We start from the raw sequence: 23,335 nt of genomic DNA on the forward strand, positions 1-23,335 counted from the left end.
ACAAAAATGCAATGACCAAATAAAAAACAGAGCCTGAGCTCTGTTTGAAGCTACTTCACTACTCTCGTACTGCAACTGCAAGCAGTACATTCTCGAAACTTTTCTCGGGAGTGCGCACAAGGGAAGCAATGTTCGCAAGGACAATCTTCTTGCCCAAAGCAAACGTCATTCCGAAGTCAAAGAATGAACCCTTTGAGGCAGCATTCCACCAAACATGAACCTCATCCGCAAGCTCGATCGCACGGCGATTGTCCTCGCAGATACGAAATCCAATGGGATCATTCTGGTCAGTGTCCCGAAGCGGCCAGTGGACGATTTGACCAGCTAATTCAAGGTCACTTACATATCTTTCAATGGCAATTTTTTCTTCGTCGGTGATGTTACGGACGGGGCAGATAAGGAAGATGCGCATGAGGGCTCCAAGCCAACATAAGTATTCTAAAATGAGACTATACGCTGCCAGAAGTAGTGTCAAGAATGCAAACAAATACAAATTTCTTCAAATAGTTCACGGCTGGACAAATAGGGCAATATCTGTTAATCTATTTCCACACCAATGACGTCCTCGTCGTTCAATGGATAGGACAAGAGTTTGCGGAACTCTAAATGTAGGTTCGATTCCTACCGAGGGCACAAAATAGCAAAACCAGCGCGAAAGCGCTGGTTTTGCTATTTGCCCTCGGCAGGAATCGAACAGGAAGGGGTCGGGAAACGGGAGTTTCCCGTCTAGGAGAGCAGGTCTTCCTTTTCCTAAAGGAAGACCGTCGAGAACCGTGGGTTCTCGAAGAACTTTGCCGCGCGAGGCTCCTCCGGAGTGCGCGAGCAAAGTTCGCGAGATATCCTACTCAATTTCCCTATTCCCTATACCCTATTCCCTACCGGAAAAGGCGAGAGTGCAACTATCGCCTGAATTAATTCGCACGCCGGTGGGCGCTCATTGACCGGCAGGCCAGCCCGGTCCACAAGGTGGCTGGCCTATTCCCAATTTTTAGCGTATGCTCTCGATATGAAACCCCGAACTCCTATTACACCCGCAGCCTCAGCTCCACTCTGGCCTATGCGTATCAATAAATACCTCGCTCAAAAAGGTTATTCTACACGCCGTGGAGCCGATACCCTTATTGCGAAGGGCCAAGTAAGCATCAATGGTCGCAAGGCAGTGCTCGGCGATGTTGTGAACGAAACGGATAAGGTTATTTGCAAGAACTCTCCTACCGCACACGACTATATGTATGTCGCCTTTTATAAACCAAAGGGTATCATCACGCACTCACCACAGGGCGACGAAACAGATATTAAAGAACTCGTTTCACGCAACCGACAGCTCCGTGACCTCTTCCCTGTCGGGCGCCTCGACAAAGCATCACACGGCCTGATCATTCTCACTAATGACGGCCGCATCACTGACCGCCTCCTCAGTCCCGACAAGATCCACGAGAAGGAATATGCTGTTGAAACAGTACAGAATCTTCGTCCAAGCTTTGCGGAACACATGGAGAAGGGCGTCGAACTCGAAGACTGTGTCACAAAACCCTGCAAGGTTCACGTGAATGGTGAAAAAACTTTCCGTATCACAATCACCGAAGGAAAGAAGCATCAAATCAGGCGTATGGTTTCTGCGATGCACAATGAGGTAGCAGACATCAAACGCATTCGCATCATGAACATTAAGCTCGGTAATATGAAGCCGGGCGAGGCACGCACGATTGCAGGAAATGAGCGCAAGCAATTCCTTGAATCACTTGGACTCATCGCTTAAAAACAAAACCACCTTTAGGTGGTTTTGTTTTGCAGCTTATGCTGCCTTCTTTGTCTTTGCAGCTACCTTTGGGGCCTTTGCGGCCTTTGTGATAAATGCGTAAAGGCGAGACTTCTTGCGTGCTGCAGAGTTGTCCTTGATAACACCACGCTTTGCGGCCTTATCGATTGCCTGGTAAGCAGTTGAGAGTGCCTTCTCTGCACCCTTTGTATCTCCTGCGAGTACAAGCTTCTTGATCTCCTTCACTTCATCACGCATCGTGCTGAGGCGGCGAACATTGAAGAGGCGCTTGCGCTCTGACACGCGAATTGCGCGCTTTGCATTTGCTTTGATTGCCATAATAGAGCGATACTACACCAGAGTATACAAAATTGCAAGGATTTCATCCGTATGAAATTTCTTTGAGGGACGGAATAAACCCCTGCGAACTATGCGTAATTTCCCTATTTTACGAAGCTGTGTCACCATTTTTCATCAGCGTATCCCTCACGCTCGCTGTGCTATAATTTACAAATGATTGGCTATATTGAAGGAATCGTTATCGAAAATAGCGAGCGGGGCGTTGTCATACTCACGAAATCAGGCATTGGCTACCTTGTTTCAGTAAACCGCACGACACTCGAAAAGGCAAAAGTTGATACAGATATTGCGTTATGGATACATACTGTCGTACGTGAAGACGCACTCGACTTATATGGCTTCCATACCGAGGAAGAACTCCGGTTCTTCAAAATGCTCACTACTGTTTCAGGTATTGGACCCAAGTCCGCATGTAACATCCTTTCGCTCGCGGACCTTAAGACTATCATTCATGCGATCCAAGGTGGAGACGCGTCTTACCTCACAAAAGTTTCTGGTATAGGAAAGAAAAACGCTGAAAAGATTGTGCTTGAACTCAGAGACAAGCTTGAGAATTTCGCAATCACATTCTCAACCACCGCAAGCACCTCCACTGAGTCAGAAGTCATCGACGCTCTTGAAGCACTTGGCTATGAACCACGCGCAACAAGAGAAGTTGTCCGCACTCTTGCTCGAGAGAATCTTTCAACTCAGGAAATTATTCGCGCCGCACTACAGCAATTAGGAAAATAACATGCTTTCAACTCTCAAAAAAATCATCCCCGCTCCCCTCTTTAAAATGATAGAGCCTCTGTATCACTTCATGTTCGCAATGATTGGTGCTATTCGATTCGGCTTTCCCTCAAGACAGCTTGTGGTGATTGGTATCACAGGAACAAAAGGCAAAACCTCTACAGCAGAATTCCTTGACCACATCCTTACCGCGAACGGCGCAAAAACTGCAGTGCTCGGTACACTCCATTTCAAGATTGGCGAGAAAGATACCCGAAACATGAAGAAGATGACGATGCCTGGCAGATTCTTCATCCAAAGCTTCCTGCGCGATGCAGTCAACGCAGGCTGCACTCATGCGATCATCGAGATGACGAGCGAAGGAGCACGCCAATATCGTCAGCGCTTTATTGACATGGATGCGCTCATCTTCACAAATCTCTCACCAGAGCACATTGAGCGCCATGGCTCATTCGAAAACTATCGCGATGCAAAACTTTCAATTGCGCGCACACTCGCGCGTAGCAGTAAACACCGAAAGCTTCTTGTCGTAAATGCGGATGACGATTCTGCAGAGCTCTTTCTTGCAGTACAAGGTGTCATCAGTACCACCTACGCCAAGCATAATATGCATGACATTGTAGCGGACGCAAAACACTTCTCCTTCACGTGGAACAATAATCATATTGAGGGATATCTCCCGGGATTATTCAATGCATATAATGCGCTCGCCGCAGCAACGTGTGCACACGAACTCGCAATCCCTGTGCAGTCTATTGCAGAAGGTATTGCTGCGACGAAGCTTATCCGCGGTCGCGCAGAACACATAAACTGCTGGCAGCCTTTCCCTGTTGTCGTCGACTACGCACACACTCCTGACTCGCTTATTGCGCTCTATGAGGCATTTAAGGGATACAAAATCATTGCAGTGCTTGGTAATACCGGAGGTGGGCGTGATACTTGGAAAAGGCCCGAGATGGGAAAGATCGCCGATCAATACTGCGAACATATCATTCTTTCAAATGAGGATCCTTATGATGAGGATCCGCGAGCAATTATCAATGCGATGAAGTCAGCTATCGTGATCAAGCCTTGTGAGGTCATCCTTGATCGTCGCGAGGCAATCAAAAAAGCACTCGAGCTCGCAAAAGATATTCCGTATGCTGCAGTACTCCTTACGGGAAAAGGTACCGATCCTTACATCATGGGACCAAATGGTTCAAAGATGGATTGGGACGAGGCAACGGTCGCCCGAGAAGAACTGGAAAAATTCGGCTATACTTGTAGTACTGAAAAAACGAACGCCTAGGCGTTCGTTTTTAAATATTCTTGCAAAACGACCTGCGATGTTCTTTTGAGAGTCCGTGGGTACGAATTGCGTCCATGTGTGCCTTTGTACCATAGCCCTTATGCTTTGCGAAATCGTATTCAGGATAGGACTCCGCCAGTTGCACCATGAGTCTATCTCTTGCTACCTTCGCAACCACAGATGCCATGGCAATGATCGTCTCCTTACCATCACCACCAATGATCGTCTCCTGGTTGATATATTCTTCTGGCGCATAAAGTCCACCATCAAGGAGTACCCGACACTCAGTAGGATCCACTGCAAGCTGAACGAGTCCTTCTTTGAGCGCCTTCTTTATCGCAGGAGCAATACCGATGACATCAATTTCCTCCGCAGGAACGAAGCACACTACGCTTCTCAGGCCTTCCCCGCGTGCAGCCAATATTTTGTCGTTCCATAACTCTCTTTTCTTTTCGGAAAGTTGTTTTGATTCTTTTATTTCGGTGAATGCTTGGAGCATGTCAGGGGTCGCAAGAATAGCACCGACTGCAACCGGCCCCGCAAGTGGACCCCTCCCTACCTCATCGATACCAATGATATATTTCAGCAACATATTATCGGTCAAAAAGTCGATACATAGTAATTCCAAAAGCAACTGAGACATTCAGTGATTCCTTGTCACCCTTCATGGGGAGTTCAATGAATACGTCGCATACATTACGCAGTGCCTCTTCGATACCATTCACCTCCTCACCCATAACAATAAGTGTCTTTGCTTTGGGTACATAAGTCTTATAGTCAACAGCACGAACATCTTGTTCTACACCCACGACCGTGAAACCACTTGCTTTCGCTTGCGCAACAAAATCAAGCGCTGAGTCACCCTGCTCCCAAGGAATCGAAAGCTCAGCACCTAGCGCGGTTTTCGCGATCTCCTTCACCGGGCGCTTGAAACGATCGAGTGGTGTAGGAGTGAATCCGGAAAGCAAAAAACGAGTCACCCCAATTGCGTCACCGGTGCGAAACATACTTCCCACATTATGTGCGGAACGGATGTTGTGCAAAAGCACCCATATTTCATCTTGCGCCTTCTCCATATTGCACTGTTATAGCATGCAAAGAAAAAAGGAGCCACTGGCTCCTTTTACTACAAAGACCTAAACGCTGTACACACCGACGCCACCGAAGCGCGACTTGGTATTGTACTCGACGACGACCTCTCGGCGTCCATGCGGGGTCTCCGCGACGCCCTTCACTTCCCAGTTGTCATAATCCATGCCGATGCGACGGAGGCCGTTGACCTGCATGACCATATACATGTCGCCCTTGGTCCTCTGGTCGACCATGCTGGTGAAGTGAAAGCGGACCGTACGAGCACCCATCGCACCATCAGTAAGCGAGAGCTCGAGATCCCGAAGCGACGGTCCACCATCGACGGGAATGAGATCGGGATTTTGTGCCATACAGCACCTCAAGAAAGAACACATTCTCTGATGCGGGAGAATGAAACCGCCTGACCCTCTCTCGTGAGAGCGCGACCACTCATACAAGTGGAATTGCCTCAACCCTACACCTACGTGTTCAGGAAGTAAAGCCTATTTGAATTTACAGCTTTCTGTGTTAGTATCCCTGTACATCCCCCTATAGCTCAGTCGGCAATAAGAAATAGCCAGCAACCTGGTTGTTGCACCGAATGAACAGTTATGGAAGGTGTGCGAAAACAATTAAATATCCCCCTATAGCTCAGTCGGTAGAGCAGCAACCTTTTAAGTTGACGGTCGTTGGTTCGATTCCAACTGGGGGGACAATGACATGCCCAAGACGCGAAAGCATCTTGGGCATTTGTCATTGCCTGCCCCAGTTGGAATCAAAGGGCGGAGGCCGCGAAGCCGGCCGCTGAGGCTCCCAGCCGAAGCGGCCGTGGCCGAGCCCTGGCCCTACTCGCACACAGTATTCTGCGAGCAGCGCGGAGCAGAATACTGATGTGACGAAGGGGCGATTCCAACTGGGTAGCTAAGAATGTATTCAAAAACCGCAATGCTTACACATTGTGGTTTTCTGGAAGATTACTTCTTTACTGCAGCCTTCTTTGGCTTCTTCACTTCCTTCTTGGAGCGGTTATCACCTTTTCCCATGGTCGTATGATTAATCTTTTATAAAATAATTATATCATAATTCTTTTACCATATAGGTACCTTCGAGATAATAGCCTAACTTCTCGTAGTATTTGCGTACACCTACGCCAGCAATGATTGCGAGTTTCTTTGCACCATGTTCACGTGCGATTTCTTCTGCGCGCGCAATTAACCGTCGCCCAAATCCTACATGTTGTGACTGGGTTCCCTCTGCCCCCACACGAGTATGCTGTCCATACGTATGGAGTTCACGAATGAGTGCTGCACCAAGCAGTTCAGGAAGCGGTGCACTACCGAAATCATTCGGGATACGCAGACGTGTAAACGACGCAAGCTTCCCACCCAACGGATCATCTTTTTCGAAAGAGAGAAAATACTCCTTTCCATGCGTCGTTTCAAAACCACGTTCTATTAGTTCGTAATCATCTGCGCATACTTCCGACTCGCGCACCTCGCGGCAGCGAATGCATTTGCAGTACCATCCGTGCTCATGCATATCCTGCGCGATAACCTCACGAAGGTTCGAGATCTTGCTCCCCGCTTCGATATGTCCTGCAGGAATATCACGAACCACGCGCTGTATGCGTACATAATGTGGTACAGCTTTCTTTGCACCAATGAGCACCTTCGCGAGCTCCCCATCGGTATACGGACGAAACTCTCCTCGCAGGTATTCGTCATACAGCTCGGTGGTTTTGAGTACCATGCACGGATAGATCTTCAGCATGTCAGGCTGAAAGTCCTTGCCGCTAAATAGGTCGGCAAACATTGAAACATCGCGCTCAGGGGTTGAGCCAGGAAGATTTGGCATCATATGATACACCAACTTAAAACCCGCATCACGAAGCCGCTCAGTTGCAGTGATAACACGCTCTATCTTCATATCACGTTTAGTCTTTTGAAGTACCGCATCATCAAGATGCTGTACCCCCATCTCGACTTTCGTCACTCCAAGCATGCGCATACGCGCAATCTCGAAGTCTGTAATATAATCTGGCCTCGTCTCTATCGAAAGTCCGATGACACGGGCATGCGCTGTTTCATTACGAGATTGCAATAAGGTGATATACGCACGCATATCTTCATATTGTTCGGTACGTGAATCATTTCCCGTCGCCCAATCATTGCAGGCGCGGTATGCTCCAATGAGAAATTCTTCCTGATATACCGGATGATAAAAGCTCCAGGTTCCCCCGATGACAATCATTTCAATCTTGTCGACGGGGTGCCCATTAGCAACAAGTGCAGCAAGACGTGTCGTCACTTGCCGATATGCATCAAATTCATTAGCCAAGGCCCTGGCCGCCGCAGGCTCATCCGCCAAATAGCTCTTTGGCATACGAACATCATTCGGGCAATACGTGCAACGTCCTGGACATGCATAAGGTTTAGTGAGAATTGATACGACCGCTACACCAGAATTCGACTTTGTGCGCATCTTGCGAAGCAACTGGTCCACGAGTGGATTTGCTGACTCTACCCCATCACGCACAAGATACTCATAAAGCTGCCGCAGTTCCGCAGTCGAGGGCATCATAAATGCATCAATGCGGCGCGATCCCCCTTTGGTATACAAGGCTTTCCCCCGCACCGCAGCAAGCTGTTCACGAAGCAGAGGATCACGTGCTATACGCTTCTTGAGACGCACAACATCAGCTTCTGTCTTAAGTTCTTCAAAAATCCCCATAGATAGTTTTTAAGGTAGCATAAAATGCCATACCTGTCCCTCAGATATATCTTCATTACATTGACATATTATATATTATGTTTCATAAAGAAAAAAAACAAAACTACCAGTAAAGCGCTCAACCACAATGTCCTTTATAGAATTGTCATACTCATAAAGGACATCAAATGGTTTTATCCACAGCTATCCACAAGAAGTCCTTGATGACTTTCAATATGTCCTATATACTCTATACAGATACGAATCAGCTATGTGAACAATATGAGGCCTCAAAAATTTGGCCCAAATCATCACTAAAATAGCAACAAAAAGTTCGACCCTGTTCTTTCCACAACAAAAAAATACGTTTTCCTCCAACAATTCAACCCCGAGTACGCTTTGCGACTTGGGGTTTCTCTTATCTGCGAGCGCTCTGGCTCACCATATCCCGCGTATAGCGCGCTCACGAAACAAACTAACAGCCACCAGGGTTGCCCCAACATATCGCCCCATCCACAGTCGAGGCGTTATTACGCCCCAACTAGGCCGGGAGGCCGAATCAGACTCAGGAGCTCGAACAATTTCTCTTACGGCAGTAAAGGAAAAATCGCTCAGTTGAGCGATTTTCAATGTCCTTTACAGCTGTAAGAGAAATTGTTCGAGCGAGTATTCCAGGTCGCATTCTCCTCGATGGGCACGATGATACATGTCCTTGAGATCATCGAGGCGCGTACATATTTCCGTAGGCTTATACTTCTCCATTCCCCTGAGACCACTATTGTATGAATTTGCCTTTATTCCTGACGCAAGTGCATCAGCCTTTGGAAGCGTAGCAACCGCGGTAAGCGTCTTAAATGCCCAAAAGAGCATTCCATGAAGAGCCTCCATCGCCTCACCCTTTCGCCTACTTTTTTCAAACTCTACCCAGGCTGTCTTTCGATCGCGAACCATTGCAGCGTCCGCGAGCGCAAATGCGGAAAAATCATTCTTCTTTTCTTTTTTCGGTAGGGCAAATTGTGATATTTCTCCATACTTTTCAAGCTTTGCGAGCAATGGCTTCTTTGGAGCAACTTCACGTATAAGAACGATATGGTCACTCGTAAGATCCTGTTTACTATAAAACGCTTCTCCGGCAGGATTTGAGAGGATATCATCAAATATAATGATATTCTTGGGTGCAAACAAATTTCCCTCGACGAATGACTCCAATGCGGCCTCCTCAGTGAAGTTTTGGTCGTCAAATTTTACAAAATTAGCCCCAGGAACCTCTTCCTGTAGTCGCGCAACCGCGCTACGCAACGCCGAGCGGGCTGCGAGCGTATCATCTCCAACAAATGCGAGCAACATACGGCTATTATATAGGCTTTTAAGGGTTATGGGAATACGGGGATAACTTAAATATTCTCTCAATTACTTAAGATTTTTGAGCAAACGCCATGCTATAATCAGCACATGAATGGACACCCCATCTTACGTTTCTTTGTCTATGCACTTTTCGCACTTCTCGTCATCTCGTCAGTCATGCTCGCAATGCCTGGGGCTTTTTCTCCTGCCCGTGACCACAATAAAGACACAGCAGGAATAGCGCTCCCCGAGGGTCAACACCGCTTCCGTCTTAATCAAACGGTGAGTGTTCGCGGAATTTCATTCACGCTCACTAGAGTCGAGAGCGACGACCGCTGCCCTGAAGGCACACAATGCATGGTAAGGGGAAGCGCAACTCTTGTAATGCACGTCAATACGAGCGCAACCGAGGAAGACATTCGCATCGACACCAACATTCCAACACTTTACGCTCTATTCTCTATTCGTGTAGTGAGCCTTACTCCGATCCCCACCAATGGTGATGTGGCAACTGAAGCGGTCATTGAGATTCTCGACACCTCAACCAATCAATAAAAACTCACGCATCGCGTGAGTTTTTATATGTATTGCCTTATTTCACTCCAAATACGTTGATCCATTCCTCCATCAATCTTGAAGATTGCCACACCATAAAGACCATAACGCTCAGCAAGTAACAACTTCTTTTTCACCGCAACGGCATCGGTAAAAGTAATGAAATACTGTACATTATCTTTTTTATAACCAAACTGAAGCTCACCCGCTGCATTGCGTAGTGGTGTTGTATTGTATTGTCTCGCTCGTTTTACCGCATCACCATAATTCAAGGCACCAACATGTGTATACGTTGTATGTGCTCCATTCTTTTTTGCAGAATATACATTTCCGTATGTTGGTATACCAAGAACAAGTTTCTTGCGGTCAATTTCATAAATAGCCTCCTTGATTGTTTTTTCTACCCAAGCGTTGTCTGCAACTGGTCGATAGAAAACATCTCCATTCTCAAATACAAGTGTTTGATCATCATCTCTTTGATCATATGCCATAATTCGCACCGAATCACAGTATTTATTGAGCGTAGCATAATCACTTGCGTGAGACATACCGCGAGGAAGCTGCCACAAACGATCTTCAGCAGGTGTGCGCGCCTCAACCGTACACTGCAAAATCTTCTGTTCTTTAGCGAGTGCGATAGATAACTCTTTTATGAACAAGGAATACGCATCTCGTGTGCGCAACCATTTACCTTCATAATCGATATCAATTCCATCATATTTTTCATTTTTTACTGCTGCAAGTATCATCGCAATGTGTGCCTTTCGGAGCGTGCTACTCCCGAGTGTTAGATCAATCTGCTCTGGATTAAACCAGGCAATAGTGGGCACCACCTTTATCCTTACTCCGTGGGTGCTCGTACTCAATTGCCCCCACAAGCCACGATCGCCTGAGAACCTATCAAATAATGTTCCATCTGGGTTCACCTCGAACGAAAAAGGGCTAATTGTTGTAAATGACTCGCGATGCATCTGCACCTCCTTTACACCACCTTCCTTCGCCCAGAAAGGTACCCAGCCATGCAAAGTAAGCGTACGCAAAGGAACAACCTGCGCGACTCTGCTTTCGGGCAAGGACGTGGTGATATTTAGTTGAGAAGCCAAATTTGCTCCAGGAATTCCCACAACTGCAGCAAGTAGTAGGGTGATGATCTGCGTCGTCATACTTATCATATATATAGTATACTGCACACCCTCCCCTTTGAAAATAAAAAAGCGCACTGCGCTTTTTTATACTCGTGACTTTAGACGCTCTAGGTCAGCAATCGCCATCTTAAGCATAACCTCAATCTTGTCGAGTGTAGGTTTCTCTTCTTTTTCATCATGTTCTTGGATATCGTCGATATCTTCGGAAATCTCGTCGATATCCTTTGAGATTTCGTCGATATCTTCGGAAATCTCATCAACATCCTTTGAGATCTCATCGACATCCTCGGAAATCTCGTCGATATCGTCTCCAATTTCTCGAACCTCAGCTTGGATACTATCGATATCTTCCTCAACACCCTCCAGACTTTCTGTATGGCGATTAACCGACATCTGGATAAAAATGGAGAGGTAGATTGCCTCGAGTGATACTGCGGTTGTGAGCACAAGCATTACCGTTGAGGAATTTGCCCCGAGCATGACAAAAACAAAGGAAGCACAAAAGAGGAGGGTGTGGACCACAAGTGATGCCGGTGAACCAATCCACGTTGTTGCCTTCTCGGCGATAGAACGCACGCGGGGCACCTTTTCAGTTACTATATTTATACTTTCTTTTATTTTCACCATAAATGTATTATACTCCAATTTCAAGTCACAAAACCCGATCGGTATTGTTTCTCAATAGAGCAACAACGCATCTTAACACATTCAGCCTCTTTGGTCGAATATAAAGACGCTCGCTTGGATTTTTCAGTTAAGTACTATATGCTATGACCATGAAACGCGCACTTCTTTCACTTATCATACTTTTTTCTCTCCCCTCGCTTGCTTTTGCAGCAACAACAAAGACGGCTGCACCAAAGTTTTCCTTCCAAGCATGGGTTGCCTATTGGGATAAAGCCTCGAGTACCGCACTCGCAAGCACATACGTAAATCAGCTCGACGAGTTGAGTCCTTTTAGTTTCACCGTAGAATCTGATGGAACAATCATCGATAGCATGTACCTCCTTAAGGACCCTTGGCCAGCACTCTACAAGGCAGCTGCGACATCAAAAAAGAAGACGAAAATCATTCCATCGATTGCCTGGTTCAAGGGAAACGAAATCCACGCAACACTGAATGACAGGGTGAAGCGCACTGCGCACGTCCTCGACATCATTGGACTGGTCACGCGCAACAATTTCGATGGCATCGATATTGACTATGAAGGCAAGATCCTTGAATCTCGAGACGGCTTCAGTGCCTTCGTAAAGGAGCTCGGCGTTGGACTCCATGCAAAGAAAAAACTTCTTGTGTGTACGATTGAGGCACGTACTCCTTATACCGACCGAAAACCGAATGCAACCGATAAGCCACAGTATGTGAACGATTACAAGGTCCTCGCGAAGTATTGTGATGAGGTTCGTCTTATGACCTATGACCAGCAAGACGACGACCGCACACTTGTGAGCGCGAAAAGTAAATACGCCTTCTATACACCAGTTGCAGATCCTGACTGGGTTGCAAAGGTCGTCAATCTCGCAGCAAAGGAAATCCCAAAGAATAAGCTTGTGGTCGGTATCCCCACCTACGGCACTATCTTCAAAATTTCCATAGATAAGGGCGGAAAGCAGCATATCAATAAAATGCGCTCGATCACCTATGCAGAAGCGCTCAAACTCGCTTCTGATAAAGGTATCTACCCGGCGCGTGGTTCTTCAGGAGAACGCACCTTCCATTACACTAAAGATGGAGTGGAATATTCCGCATCATTCCAAGACGCAGAGTCCATTCGCATAAAGATCGCGAATGCGAAAAAACTTGGAGTAAAAGGTGTAGCGCTTTTCAAAATAGACGGCAAAGCAGATCAAGATTTTTGGAAATATATAAAATAGTAAAAGCCCTGTATGGGGCTTTTACTTTATAGTTTTGCGCATACTGGCTACTCTATAGCATTTTCTATATAAAAAAGGGCAAGCGAACTTGCCCTTACTGCTTAGAAATATTTGACTTCGGAATTCAGAAAGACTTCACCTTTGAGCTCCTCGGGGCTCATCGTGATGAGTGCGAAGTTGAAGCCGGTCTCTTTGACATGCGACTCATCGAGCCACCAATTCGGATGCTTCGCGAGTCCCGCGAGCATGCTGCACTTCCCTTTCTGTGCGTCACTGAAACAGAACTCGACACAGGCGGAACCGCATGTCTCGACCTTCAGCGAGACACGGTCGACAGGAAGGATGGTCTCCATCTCATCACCATTGCATTCCCAGAAGAAACGCAGACGCTTTGGGTCAGGCGACCCATCAGCAAGCGGAGGATGATCGACGAAGTAGGTGTAGCTGTTGGCATCGGTTTTACGGAGGCCATGCTTCCCCACAAGGGAGAGCTCCTTGAGCCGCTCATCGCGACTTCCCGGGAACAGCACATAGAAGGCCCAGAACCCCGAGCCGAACATTCCGAAGCACACGAGCAGCATGAGCGCGAGGCGCGGATGGAGCACGGGAAGCGGAATGAAATTCGGCACCAAGAGGGCCACGAAGAAGAATCCGAACACCTTCGCGAAGAACAGCAGACGATTACGCATAGATCCTCCTCGGATCGAATGATACTGCGGTTGAACAGTCACTACCTTGCGGTATTGTCTTTCCTGTCCAAGTTATACTACAAGCGCCTGAAATAGCAAACGCATGCAACCTGGAGAGAATAAATGCAAATCACTTACATCAGGAAGTATTTAATGGCTGAACAGAGGCCTTATATATAATGTAATAAAACTTGACATTACTAACAAATCTGTTATAATGTAGATACAAGTGAATAGGTGTTTTACTTCTCGAAGAGCATGTGAGCGTTCACCAGCGCCCTCATGTCCTCCTCGAGGGGGTGGTGCGATTAGCAATCACCAAGCACGTACATTGTCTGTATGTGTCCTCCTCAAAGAAAAAAGCTATGAAAATCTTTCAGGCTCTGGGGTGGGGATTGTTCTTTCTCATCGTTAGAAACATGATGCCTGAAGTTTTTAGCAGCTTCACGCATTCCCTCACCACGTTCTTTCATGTCTTAGACATCGGTCTTGCCAATGCTCAATCACTGAACATCGGCATGTAACCATTCCAAGAAGCGCCATCCGGCGCTTCTTTTCTATTCCAAACAAAAAACAACAGAGGTCCTGTTGTTTTTTTGAATTTGTAAAAACAAAGAATTGGGATGAAATTTGCCTTTCTGGAACCGCGCGAATTCTAGCGAGCCGTATGCATAATACGGTGAGCGAATCGCGCGGCGAAGAAAGGTAAAGTTCGCCCAATTATTTGTTTTTTGTTCGCCAAATTTTTTATTTCTTAGTGAGTGAGCCCCAGCGCTGACCACTGGCACACGTAACAAGTAAAGGTATTGATGCGCCGGGGGTGTTACGATGCACTCCCTCCATCGCCTCCTTAATGATCTCCTTTGCACGCTTCACCACCTCAGGCTTATCAACGACTTCGAAGATCAGCTCGTCATGTACTTGGAGCAAGAGCTGTATCTCCTTTTCAAGCCCAGCGGCCTTAATTGCAGTATCAACAGCAATCATCGCTTTCTTCACAAGATCTGCGGCAGTACCCTGGAGTGGCGCATTCATGGCCATACGCTCCGCCATCGCTTTAACGAATGGGATCTTCGACTTCAGGTTTTGGAATGGGCGCCTTCGTCCAAACATTGTTGTGGTATACCCCAACTTCGTCGCTTCCTTGAGTACATTCTCGAGATATGCACGAATGGTTGGGAATGCTGCGAAGTACTGATCGTGAAATTCCTGTGCCTCACTGCGCGGAACACCGAGTGATGTGGCGAGTGCAGACACTCCCATGCCATAGAGGATTCCGAAGTTAATGGTCTTCGCGCGTCTGCGCTGCATATCACTCACCTTATCCTCTGGCACATTGAATACACGAGATGCAACAGCAGCATGGATGTCCGCCCCACTTTCAAATATATCGCGAAGATGTTTATCTCCAGAAAGCATCGCAAGTACACGAAGCTCAATCTGTGAGTAATCGAATGCGAGTAAGAGCTTCCCTCTTGGTGCGATGAATGCGTCGCGAATCAACTCCCCATATCCATCGCGCACGGGAATATTTTGGAGATTTGGATCAGTCGATGAGAAGCGACCAGTGACTGTTCCGTCTTGATGCAACTTCGTATGCACACGATTCTGCTCATCAGCGAGTGGTGGTAGCGCATCGATATAGGTCGTGAGTACTTTTTGGATCTCGCGATATTCAAGAATCTTCTCAATAACGGGATGTGCATCTTTCATTTTCTCAAGCTCAGATTCTTTCGTAGAGCGCGCGCCACCTCCTGCAGTCTTACGAATCCCCTTCTCGGAAATCCCGAGCTTCTCGAACAAGACAACTCCAAGCTGCTTTGGCGAATTAATATTGAACTCCTCACCCGAAAGCGTATAGATTGTCTTACGAATACGCTCAATCTTCGTGTGATATTCTTTCGATAATTTCGCTAAGTGATCCTTGTCGAGCATAATACCACGCGACTCAAGTTCTTGAATGATAGGTATAAGCGGAAGCTCTATCTCCTCATAGAGTTTTTTGAGATCGAGCTTCTTAAGCTCTATCTCAAGTTTTTCCATGGCGGCAATAAGTGATGTTGTGTTCGTGTAGCTACAGATGGTCTCCTTTGTTGCGCCACCCTTCTCAGAATCAATAAGCCAATAGGCGATTTGCGCCTTACGTAACAGTACAGCATCATGCGGCTCATCATCAAAAGGCGCCGGAATGACTATCGCCTCTTTTTCTACAGGAACCCCTTTTACCTCAGCAGCAAGCGCCTTAAGACGTGCCCCCAATGTACGAAATTCAAGTTCTTGGAAAAGTGCAAGTGCTTTGTCGACCGTAAATGCATCGATCCAGGTATCCTTAGGTAATTCATATTTGATTGGCGCATCACGACGAATTGTTGCAAGCATCTTTGAAAATACTGCATTATCCGCCCCCTCCTTGAGGAGTTTAATGGTACGCGGCTTCAGACCTTCCTTGAGCATTCCCTCTTCGTCCTTTTCAAGTCGAGCATATATATCCTCTACTGAACCAAATCGTGAAACGATATCCGACGCAGTCTTCTCACCAATACCATCAACACCGGGAATGTTATCCGATGTGTCACCACAAAATCCCTTATAGTCAGGCAAGAGTGCAGGCACAAAACCATATCGTTCTTTGACCGCAGCGGCATCATATACGACAACATCAGAGAGTCCCTTGCGTAGTGTGAATACGCGCACGCGCTCGCCATCGACGAGCTGTAATGAATCAGCATCTCCAGTTACAATAACAACTTCAAGGTCTTTGATATCTTTTGTTTGCTCGACAATCGTACCGAGCATATCATCACCCTCGAAGCCCGGTGCATCATAAATTGGGATATGGAGCGCCGCAAAAACATCTCGAGAGCGCTGAAGTTGCGCCTTGAGTTCATCGTCTGCTTTTACACGCGTGCCTTTATAATCAGCATACTCAACATGACGAAAAGTTTTACCGGGAAGATCATAACATGCGGCGATGTAATCTGGACGGTAATCACCGATTGCACGAATGAGCATCGTGAGGAGTCCATAGAGTCCCCCTGTTGGTTCTCCTTGCTTGGTCGACATATCAGGGAGTGCATGATACGCGCGATGAATAAGTGCGTGTGCGTCAAAGAGCACTAAACGCTTTTTCCCTGTTTTCTTCATGAGGACATTATACAGGGTTAACGTAATCGGCAACAGTAAGGGAAAGTATTACAGCACATAGCCATTTTATGTATATCTCCTGTCGTATATTCCATTTTCCATATATAATAACTTCATGATAAAAGGCCATGAATATACCATTGATTCACTCAATGCACTCGACGACTTTGTTGCTCATGAATTCCTCCCCTTTCTCACCCCAAGCGACGATGGCGCAACAGTAATCGCACTCACCGGAGATCTCGGCTCAGGAAAAACTGCATTCGTGAAGTCTGTTGCAAAACAATTCGGGATTACTGACCACATCGTTTCCCCCACATTCATTATCGCAAAATTCTATCCACTTCCTGGATCCGAGAAACCCGAAGAACTCTTCGAAAATGCCCAAGAAGAACGTGCGCATCCACATTTCCATGAACTCGTGCATATTGATGCCTACCGCATGGAGGATCCGAAGGAAGCAGAAGTACTCAGACTCCCTGAGCTTCTCAATGATGAACGTAAGATCATCTTCATTGAGTGGCCCGAGCAGCTTGGTGCTGAACTCCCAAAGGGAAATATCACCCTACAATTCAAGTTTGTCGATGAAACGACACGCACTATCACACAAACAAACTAAACAAAAACTCGCCCAGTGGCGAGTTTTTGTTTAATTATGAGGATACAGTATACGCTCCCGGCAAACCAAATTCTTCAACTTCTTCACCCTTCACTGAGTCGAGCTCCTGCTCGAACTGATGAATGACCGGGCTTTCGGGCTGCATCTGTGGGACTACAACCATAACGGGTGCGGTCTGCTTACTAGCGAGATCAGCCTTGATAGAAAGTGCGGCGGCCTTTGCTTTTTCCTCTGCCTCTTTAAGACGAGCCTGCGTAGCAATGTACCACTCCTTTGCACGAATTGCACCAATAACACTTGCAATCGCAACATTGAGGATGATAAGCCACATAATCATCGTAGTAGGAAATGTTCCTGATGATGTAGTCTTGTTTGAAGATGAGTTACTAAAGAGTGATCCAGACTTTGCTGCTGCAACACCGGCAACCATCTGTTCATTATTCTTTGTCGTGAAGATGAGCTTTGCATTTACTGAAGGAATACCCTTTGCATCCGCAGTTGTCATAGTGACAATACTGAATGAACGCGCATCACCCTTCTTGATTGCACCAATCGGGAGCACGTACGTACGTGAACCATCTTTTCCTTCCTTCACGAGCAACTCGTTAGCAGTAGAATCGCCGATATAAATGAGTGTGCTTGGGAGCACCACCTCAAACTGCGCCTTCTTCGCCGCATCGATGCGGTTATATGCATAGGCGAGCTTATACTCGATAGTCTGGTGTGTGCCCGCCTTGCCTACAGCCTTCACGGAGACCGTAACATCCTTCACTGTAGAGCCAACGCTACCAGAGAGATCACTACCTGAAACCTTTGTATCGGTGGTATCCTTTTTTGTTGTGTTTGTATCTGAAGATCCGCCGAATGACCCAAAAAGGCCACCATTTGATCCTGAACTTGCACTACGTGTTGCATTTGTCTTTGTATCCACTGCTCCTGCGGTCTGGTTCTTCTTCTCTTCCACGACAGGCTTTACTCCCGTGGTCTTGAAGCTCTTGATTGAACCACGTACGATTCCTCGATCATTTTCTGCAGCAATACGATAGTAATACGTAGTACCCGGGGTAAGACCGTGGAGCTCTGTCTTCACTTCACCACCATCACGATTTGCTGCGTGATCTGAAGTAAGTGCACCGACATTCTTATCTGTTCCCCACTCAAACCAATAACGTGCAGCACCATTATGAGGAGCGACATATCCGTGCATGGTCACACCAATATCCTTAAGCGAAGTCACGCCCCTTGTCTGTGCGATAACAATCGCTTCAGCCGGAACATCATATGACTTTGTAGTAAAATATATTGTCTTACCTGCAATATGGTCCTTCTGGTTCTCTGCAACAACACGATAGAAATACTGTGTTGAAGGAGCAAGGCCGCGGAGCGTATAGGTGCCCGTACGTGTATAACGTGTACCAACGGTGCGCTCAGGTGACTTAAAGACAGTGTCTTCAACACTACCCGAAACACCCCATTCAAACCAATACACATTGTCAGGAGTATCACCAGCAGTGATGTCAGCTGAAATCTGCGCACTATTGTACGTGATTTGCACTACAGGCTTCGTTTCCACAGAAAGTGAACCAGCCGCAAAGACGGTGGCAGGAAGCACGAGAGAGAATATTGAGATAAGGTAGATTATCTTTTGCATTCAAACATTCTACCATAATTATCATAATTGTCAAGCACTCAAAGGTCCATATTCCTAGCCTCCCCCTACCCTCAAACCCCTATAAATATAGCGATACTCCGGATTTTCCTCATAAATACCTCTTCAATTAACCCTATCTCTATACTTTATATATTGAAAAAGCCTTACAAATAAAGGGAATTTGAATTTCCACCCAGCAAAAAACCGCAGATTTTGGGTGCAGGTTGCCGTGCTGGAGACATGCGAACTCAAGCGAGATGGGCTCGGTGCCCATCGAGTGAGTCGCATGCCGAAGCATGGCAAGATGCGCCAAAATATACGGTTTTACCTAGAGTCTATAAGCCCCACTGCGTCAGCGACCTCGCTGAGCGCAGTAACCCCATTTATAGCCTTTACGATTCCATCCTGTCTCATAGAGAGTAGCCCCTGTGGCTTTGCGGCCTCAACAATCTCATGCTCTGATGGATTTTTTGCAATAATCGCTTCAATTGCGCGATCCATACGGATTCCTTCGTAAATCGATATGCGCCCCTTGAATCCAATACCACTGCAAACCTCACAGCCTTTTGGACGGTAGAGTTGTCCAGAATATTTTAAATCTGGACGATACTTCGTAATCTCAGGAATCTCTCGCGCAAGTGCTTCTGCTTCATAACCCTCAGGAACATACGCCTCTTTACAATTTGGGCAAAGCTTACGCACGAGACGCTGTCCAATCATAAAGTTAAGCGATGAGGGAAGAATTTTTGGATTCACTCCAATATCAATGAAGCGTGGAATAGCTCCCGCAGCAGAATTTGTATGGAGTGTCGAAAGTACGAGATGTCCCGTAAGTGCTGCCTCTACGGCTACGCTTGCGGTTTCATTGTCACGAATTTCTCCAACCATCACAACATCAGGATCTTGACGCACTGCAGCACGAAGCCCGGCTGCGAAATCGTAACCCTTACTATGATCAATCTGCGTTTGAGCGATACCGGTAACGTGATACTCGACAGGATCCTCAATTGTTATTATTTTTATCTCAGGATCAAGCAACTTCTTCAGTGTCGCATACAGCGTCGTTGTCTTACCGGAACCTGTTGGCCCAGTTGTCACGATCATACCATTAGGCTTACTGATCTCTTCAAGCATGATCTTGTAAAAGACCTCATCCATTCCAAGCGCCTCAAGCGGAACATTAATGGATTTAGGATTAAGGAGTCGCATCACGATTGACTGATTGTATGTTGAGGGCACGATTGAGACACGCACTTCAATATTGGTATCTCCGAGATGAATAGTGAATCGTCCATCTTGTGCCTCTGCAGTAACATTGAGCTTAATACCCGACATCAACTTCAATCGTGCGAGCATTTTCCTGTATGCCTCACTACTGATGTTTGCAACATCATAAAGTATGCCATCAAGTCGATAACGAATACGCACCGAAAACTCTTCGGGTTCGATATGAATATCCGATATCCCCAATGCAACAGCACAGCCCATAACAATCTCTGCGATTTGCGAAGTTGCGTGTGGACTATTCTGCTTCTTTATCTCCTCAAGCGCTCCGGTCACATCCTTGATCTGCTTGACCACACTAGAATATTTTCGGACCGTCTCTTCAGAAATACCGAGCGCTCCACCTGTTGTCGCAGTCGTATGTTGAGTTTCTTTATATACCTCAAGGGCTTTTGTAATCGCAAACTCTGAAGCAAGAAAAATTTCTGAATCAAGACCGTGGGTCTTTAAAAATGCAATAATGCCCTGGAGCTCAGGGTTATTCGGTGTCTGTGCGGCGATATGTGCTGTATGCCCATCGAGGTCAAAAATAACAACACGCGCACGACGCGCAGTCTCTTCGTCAATGAGATGAAGGGCGGTGTTCTTAATAATGATAGCGTTGAGATTCACATAGCCAAGTTTGTAGCGTTCAGCCAAAATCTGCGCGAGGTCCTCAGCTTCGCGCTCACGGTGTTCAATAATTGGATCAATACCCATAGCTACATAATAACATACACGGAAAGATAAAACCGTCACAAGAACAGTGCTGAAGGAATAAGAAAAGGGCCCAATGGGCCCTTTTGGTCTACATCTAACCCCTCGGGATGGAGTGACATCGGCGACAACGTGCCTCGTACACCTTTTTATCTGTACCCGCGTCAGCCTCAATGCGCTCCTTCGAGAAAATATTCTTCTGGGTGAAACTTGCGGGGCTTGAGCATTCAAAACAGAATGCCTTTGTCTTCACCACTTCGTTTGCAAGTGCAAGGAAAGTTGCTACTGTCGCGAATGGACGACGCATGAAATCGAGGTCGAGACCAACAACTACGACCTGAAAATCCTTATCCTTATGCTCTTCAAGAAGGTTTGTCACCTCCTCAACAAGCCATTCCCCAAAGAACTGCACCTCATCAATTGCAATGATGTGCGGATCCTGTTCATGCACCAACCGCCTGAACGTTTCCGCATCACTTACTGTGTGAGCAGGATGCTTCGCCGCAACGATGAATTTCTCGGAATCCTCTGGATCAAGGATGCGTGTCACCACATGATCCTCATAGCGCGTATCTACAGGTGACTTGATCACCAAGATGCGCTTTTTCACGATTTGCGCCCGCTTAATAAGACGCAGCAATTCCTCTGACTTGCCAGAGTACATAGGTCCTACAATTGCGGTAAGGGTTGCTTCTTGTGAGTTTTGCATGGTGTGCTCCTTTATGTCTATGTTTACGATAACATGCCTATGTACTCAAAAGTATTTACATGCCTGTGGAGGAGATGTTATAGCACAACAGTAGAGCACATATTTTTCTAAATACAAAATAACCACCCCGAATTATTGAGTGGTTATTTTAAATCAAAACCAAGATGCGTATATGCCTTCGGGGTCACGGTGCGACCTCGCGGTGTGCGCTCAATGAACCCTAGTTTAAGTAGGTATGGCTCATACACCTCCTCAATAGTTGCCATCTCCTCTGCCGTTGCAGCCGCGAGTGTGTTGAGTCCAACTGGTCCGCCATTAAATTTTTCTATCATGACCGTCAACAATTCACGGTCGGGAGTTCCAAGGCCAAGCTCGTCCACCTCAAGTAAAGCAAGTGCCTCGCGCACCACCTTCTCATCGAGTGGCACCTTGTGTACCTGTGCAAAATCTCGAGCACGCTTCAAAAAATGATTAGCGGTACGTGGTGTAAAACGAGCACGCTGCGCGATTGCGAGCGCTGCCCCCGGCTCAAGGCTCACGCCCAAGATATCCGCAGAACGCGTTACAATGCGTGCTATTTCATCGTTCGTATAGAACTCGAGACGAAACACGCCTCCACCAAAACGGGAGCGTAGTGGGGCAGATAATGCAGCAATACGTGTTGTCGCAGCAATGAGTGTAAATGCAGGGAGTTCAAGCTGAATAGTACGCGCCGATGGCCCCTTTCCAATAATGATATCAAGTACTCCTGATTCCATTGCTGGATAAAGCACCTCTTCAACCATCTTATTTAAACGGTGAATTTCATCAATAAAGAGAATATCACCGGGATTCATGTTCGTTAGGAGTGAGGCAAGGTCGCCCACCTTTTCAATTGCAGGACCTGAGGTCACCTTGAGCTGCGACTTACTTTCCGATGCAATAAGATGTGCAAGTGTGGTTTTACCAAGTCCTGGAGGTCCATAAAACAATAGGTGTTCTGGAGGATGACCACGCTCCTTTGCTGCAGTAAGAAGGATATTCAAATTCTGTTTAATATGCTCCTGCCCCACATAATCACCCCACGACGAAGGCCTGAGTTTTTGATCAAGGAAAAGAGAATCATTCTTTCCGTTCGGTAAAATATTAGAGAGTTCACTTGACATAAAATTTGTTTATGATATACTGCTTCCGGTTTAAAGTTGCACAGAAACAGGTTGTCTTGCGCACTTCTCTCACAGTATAACAGGAGAAATAGCGATGCTCCTATCGCGCTATATTCTCTTGTCCCAAGAAAGACTTGACAACTTTAAATTATCATGATATAGTTCATGAGCAAACAAGTTCGCTGTTCTCACCCTCAAACGATTAGAGCCCCACAGGCTTCCATGATGTAGCTCCAAAGACTTATTGGTTCGGCGCGCAAGCGACCGTTGCTGGCAAACTCTTCAGGAATGCATTTCACCATAGATTCCGGTCTATGGTAATCGATTGAGGGTAAGGACCACGAAAGCAAGAAAAACTCGCGCAAGCGAGTTTTTCTTTTGTATTAACACAAATATACGCCAATGAAACAGCGAGGAATTTTTCGCAAGTTGCCTTTACTGGAATGAGCACCGCAAGCGAGGTGTATGTGTTATACATTGAGCGCGGAGCGGAATGAAGCAAAGGCAAATTGTGGAAAATAACCGCTGCTGTAATATTGCAAGCGGAACGGTGCATTTGCG

22 protein-coding genes and 2 tRNA genes are annotated in these 23,335 nt (G+C 46.6%); 9 read left to right on the forward strand and 15 right to left on the reverse strand.

The genetic code is table 11. From position 1 onward, the window contains the following. Positions 1-58: 58 nt before the first annotated feature. Positions 59-412 carry a hypothetical protein gene (locus VJ579_01620; GenBank protein HXK37743.1) on the reverse strand — a complete coding sequence of 118 codons (354 nt, stop codon included), beginning with the start codon at positions 410-412 and terminating at the stop codon, positions 59-61. A 149-nt stretch (positions 413-561) separates the two neighbouring features. Between VJ579_01620 and VJ579_01625 the strand changes: the two genes are divergently transcribed. Both VJ579_01625 and VJ579_01630 read left to right on the forward strand, forming a co-directional pair. Next, positions 562-633 (forward strand) — tRNA-Arg (locus tag VJ579_01625). A 373-nt stretch (positions 634-1,006) separates the two neighbouring features. Continuing rightward, a complete protein-coding gene (locus VJ579_01630; protein HXK37744.1) occupies positions 1,007-1,759 on the forward strand; it encodes a pseudouridine synthase in 753 nt (250 codons plus the stop codon). 36 nt (positions 1,760-1,795) lie between these two features. Here the strand turns inward: VJ579_01630 and rpsT are convergent, their stop codons facing one another. Then, entirely contained in the window at positions 1,796-2,098 is a 303-nt protein-coding gene (rpsT, locus tag VJ579_01635; GenBank protein HXK37745.1) for a 30S ribosomal protein S20, read from the reverse strand. 174 nt (positions 2,099-2,272) lie between these two features. Here rpsT and ruvA point away from each other — a divergent pair, with 174 nt between their 5' ends. After that, complete coding sequence (gene ruvA / locus VJ579_01640) at positions 2,273-2,851, forward strand: Holliday junction branch migration protein RuvA (GenBank protein ID HXK37746.1); 579 nt, start codon at positions 2,273-2,275, stop codon at positions 2,849-2,851. 1 nt (position 2,852) lies between these two features. Next, positions 2,853-4,139: a UDP-N-acetylmuramyl-tripeptide synthetase gene (gene murE, locus VJ579_01645; GenBank protein ID HXK37747.1), complete on the forward strand. Its 1,287-nt coding sequence runs from the start codon at positions 2,853-2,855 to the stop codon at positions 4,137-4,139. Positions 4,140-4,149: 10 nt separating this feature from the next. Here the strand turns inward: murE and VJ579_01650 are convergent, their stop codons facing one another. From VJ579_01650 to VJ579_01660, 3 genes are read right to left on the reverse strand one after another with little or no spacing between them, the layout of a single operon-like run. Then, the gene (locus VJ579_01650; protein ID HXK37748.1) at positions 4,150-4,731 is read right to left on the reverse strand and encodes a ribonuclease HII; all 582 of its coding nucleotides are present in this window, start codon (positions 4,729-4,731) and stop codon (positions 4,150-4,152) included. A 1-nt stretch (position 4,732) separates the two neighbouring features. Further along, the gene (locus tag VJ579_01655; protein ID HXK37749.1) at positions 4,733-5,215 is read right to left on the reverse strand and encodes a TrmH family RNA methyltransferase; all 483 of its coding nucleotides are present in this window, start codon (positions 5,213-5,215) and stop codon (positions 4,733-4,735) included. A gap of 60 nt (positions 5,216-5,275) precedes the next feature. Beyond that, positions 5,276-5,593, reverse strand: a complete 318-nt coding sequence (locus VJ579_01660) for a hypothetical protein (GenBank protein HXK37750.1) — start codon at positions 5,591-5,593, stop codon at positions 5,276-5,278. Between the two features lie 257 nt (positions 5,594-5,850). On the opposite strand from VJ579_01660, the gene VJ579_01665 reads away from it, so the two are divergent. Next, positions 5,851-5,923: transfer RNA gene (locus VJ579_01665), tRNA-Lys, on the forward strand. A 364-nt stretch (positions 5,924-6,287) separates the two neighbouring features. Here VJ579_01665 and VJ579_01670 read toward each other — a convergent pair. Next, complete coding sequence (locus VJ579_01670; protein HXK37751.1) at positions 6,288-7,940, reverse strand: tRNA uridine(34) 5-carboxymethylaminomethyl modification radical SAM/GNAT enzyme Elp3; 1,653 nt, start codon at positions 7,938-7,940, stop codon at positions 6,288-6,290. Positions 7,941-8,555: 615 nt separating this feature from the next. Further along, positions 8,556-9,266: a hypothetical protein gene (locus VJ579_01675; GenBank protein HXK37752.1), complete on the reverse strand. Its 711-nt coding sequence runs from the start codon at positions 9,264-9,266 to the stop codon at positions 8,556-8,558. A gap of 105 nt (positions 9,267-9,371) precedes the next feature. On the opposite strand from VJ579_01675, the gene VJ579_01680 reads away from it, so the two are divergent. Beyond that, positions 9,372-9,818 carry a hypothetical protein gene (locus tag VJ579_01680; protein ID HXK37753.1) on the forward strand — a complete coding sequence of 149 codons (447 nt, stop codon included), beginning with the start codon at positions 9,372-9,374 and terminating at the stop codon, positions 9,816-9,818. Between the two features lie 23 nt (positions 9,819-9,841). Here the strand turns inward: VJ579_01680 and VJ579_01685 are convergent, their stop codons facing one another. After that, the gene (locus tag VJ579_01685; GenBank protein HXK37754.1) at positions 9,842-10,990 is read right to left on the reverse strand and encodes a glycosyl hydrolase family 18 protein; all 1,149 of its coding nucleotides are present in this window, start codon (positions 10,988-10,990) and stop codon (positions 9,842-9,844) included. Between the two features lie 57 nt (positions 10,991-11,047). Further along, complete coding sequence (locus VJ579_01690) at positions 11,048-11,590, reverse strand: hypothetical protein (GenBank protein ID HXK37755.1); 543 nt, start codon at positions 11,588-11,590, stop codon at positions 11,048-11,050. A gap of 149 nt (positions 11,591-11,739) precedes the next feature. On the opposite strand from VJ579_01690, the gene VJ579_01695 reads away from it, so the two are divergent. Next, entirely contained in the window at positions 11,740-12,837 is a 1,098-nt protein-coding gene (locus VJ579_01695; protein HXK37756.1) for a glycosyl hydrolase family 18 protein, read from the forward strand. Positions 12,838-12,938: 101 nt separating this feature from the next. Here the strand turns inward: VJ579_01695 and VJ579_01700 are convergent, their stop codons facing one another. After that, the gene (locus VJ579_01700) at positions 12,939-13,526 is read right to left on the reverse strand and encodes a hypothetical protein (GenBank protein ID HXK37757.1); all 588 of its coding nucleotides are present in this window, start codon (positions 13,524-13,526) and stop codon (positions 12,939-12,941) included. Between the two features lie 365 nt (positions 13,527-13,891). On the opposite strand from VJ579_01700, the gene VJ579_01705 reads away from it, so the two are divergent. Then, positions 13,892-14,050 carry a hypothetical protein gene (locus VJ579_01705; GenBank protein ID HXK37758.1) on the forward strand — a complete coding sequence of 53 codons (159 nt, stop codon included), beginning with the start codon at positions 13,892-13,894 and terminating at the stop codon, positions 14,048-14,050. A gap of 223 nt (positions 14,051-14,273) precedes the next feature. Here VJ579_01705 and VJ579_01710 read toward each other — a convergent pair whose 3' ends face one another. Further along, positions 14,274-16,670 carry a DNA polymerase gene (locus VJ579_01710; protein ID HXK37759.1) on the reverse strand — a complete coding sequence of 799 codons (2,397 nt, stop codon included), beginning with the start codon at positions 16,668-16,670 and terminating at the stop codon, positions 14,274-14,276. Positions 16,671-16,785: 115 nt separating this feature from the next. Between VJ579_01710 and VJ579_01715 the strand changes: the two genes are divergently transcribed. Further along, complete coding sequence (locus VJ579_01715; protein HXK37760.1) at positions 16,786-17,289, forward strand: tRNA (adenosine(37)-N6)-threonylcarbamoyltransferase complex ATPase subunit type 1 TsaE; 504 nt, start codon at positions 16,786-16,788, stop codon at positions 17,287-17,289. Between the two features lie 34 nt (positions 17,290-17,323). On the opposite strand, the gene VJ579_01720 is transcribed toward VJ579_01715, so the two are convergent. From VJ579_01720 to ruvB, 4 genes are all read right to left on the reverse strand, one after another. Beyond that, positions 17,324-18,940 (reverse strand): fibronectin type III domain-containing protein, encoded by a 1,617-nt coding sequence (locus tag VJ579_01720; GenBank protein ID HXK37761.1) that lies wholly within the window; start codon positions 18,938-18,940, stop codon positions 17,324-17,326. A 324-nt stretch (positions 18,941-19,264) separates the two neighbouring features. After that, a complete protein-coding gene (locus tag VJ579_01725) occupies positions 19,265-20,923 on the reverse strand; it encodes a GspE/PulE family protein (protein HXK37762.1) in 1,659 nt (552 codons plus the stop codon). A gap of 94 nt (positions 20,924-21,017) precedes the next feature. Then, positions 21,018-21,629 carry an AAA family ATPase gene (locus VJ579_01730; protein HXK37763.1) on the reverse strand — a complete coding sequence of 204 codons (612 nt, stop codon included), beginning with the start codon at positions 21,627-21,629 and terminating at the stop codon, positions 21,018-21,020. Between the two features lie 143 nt (positions 21,630-21,772). Next, a complete protein-coding gene (ruvB, locus tag VJ579_01735) occupies positions 21,773-22,774 on the reverse strand; it encodes a Holliday junction branch migration DNA helicase RuvB (protein HXK37764.1) in 1,002 nt (333 codons plus the stop codon). Positions 22,775-23,335: the final 561 nt, after the last annotated feature.

It is taken from the genome of Candidatus Paceibacterota bacterium (assembly GCA_035583355.1).
Lineage (GTDB): Bacteria > Patescibacteriota > Minisyncoccia > Phycocordibacterales > UBA6899 > JAJZQJ01.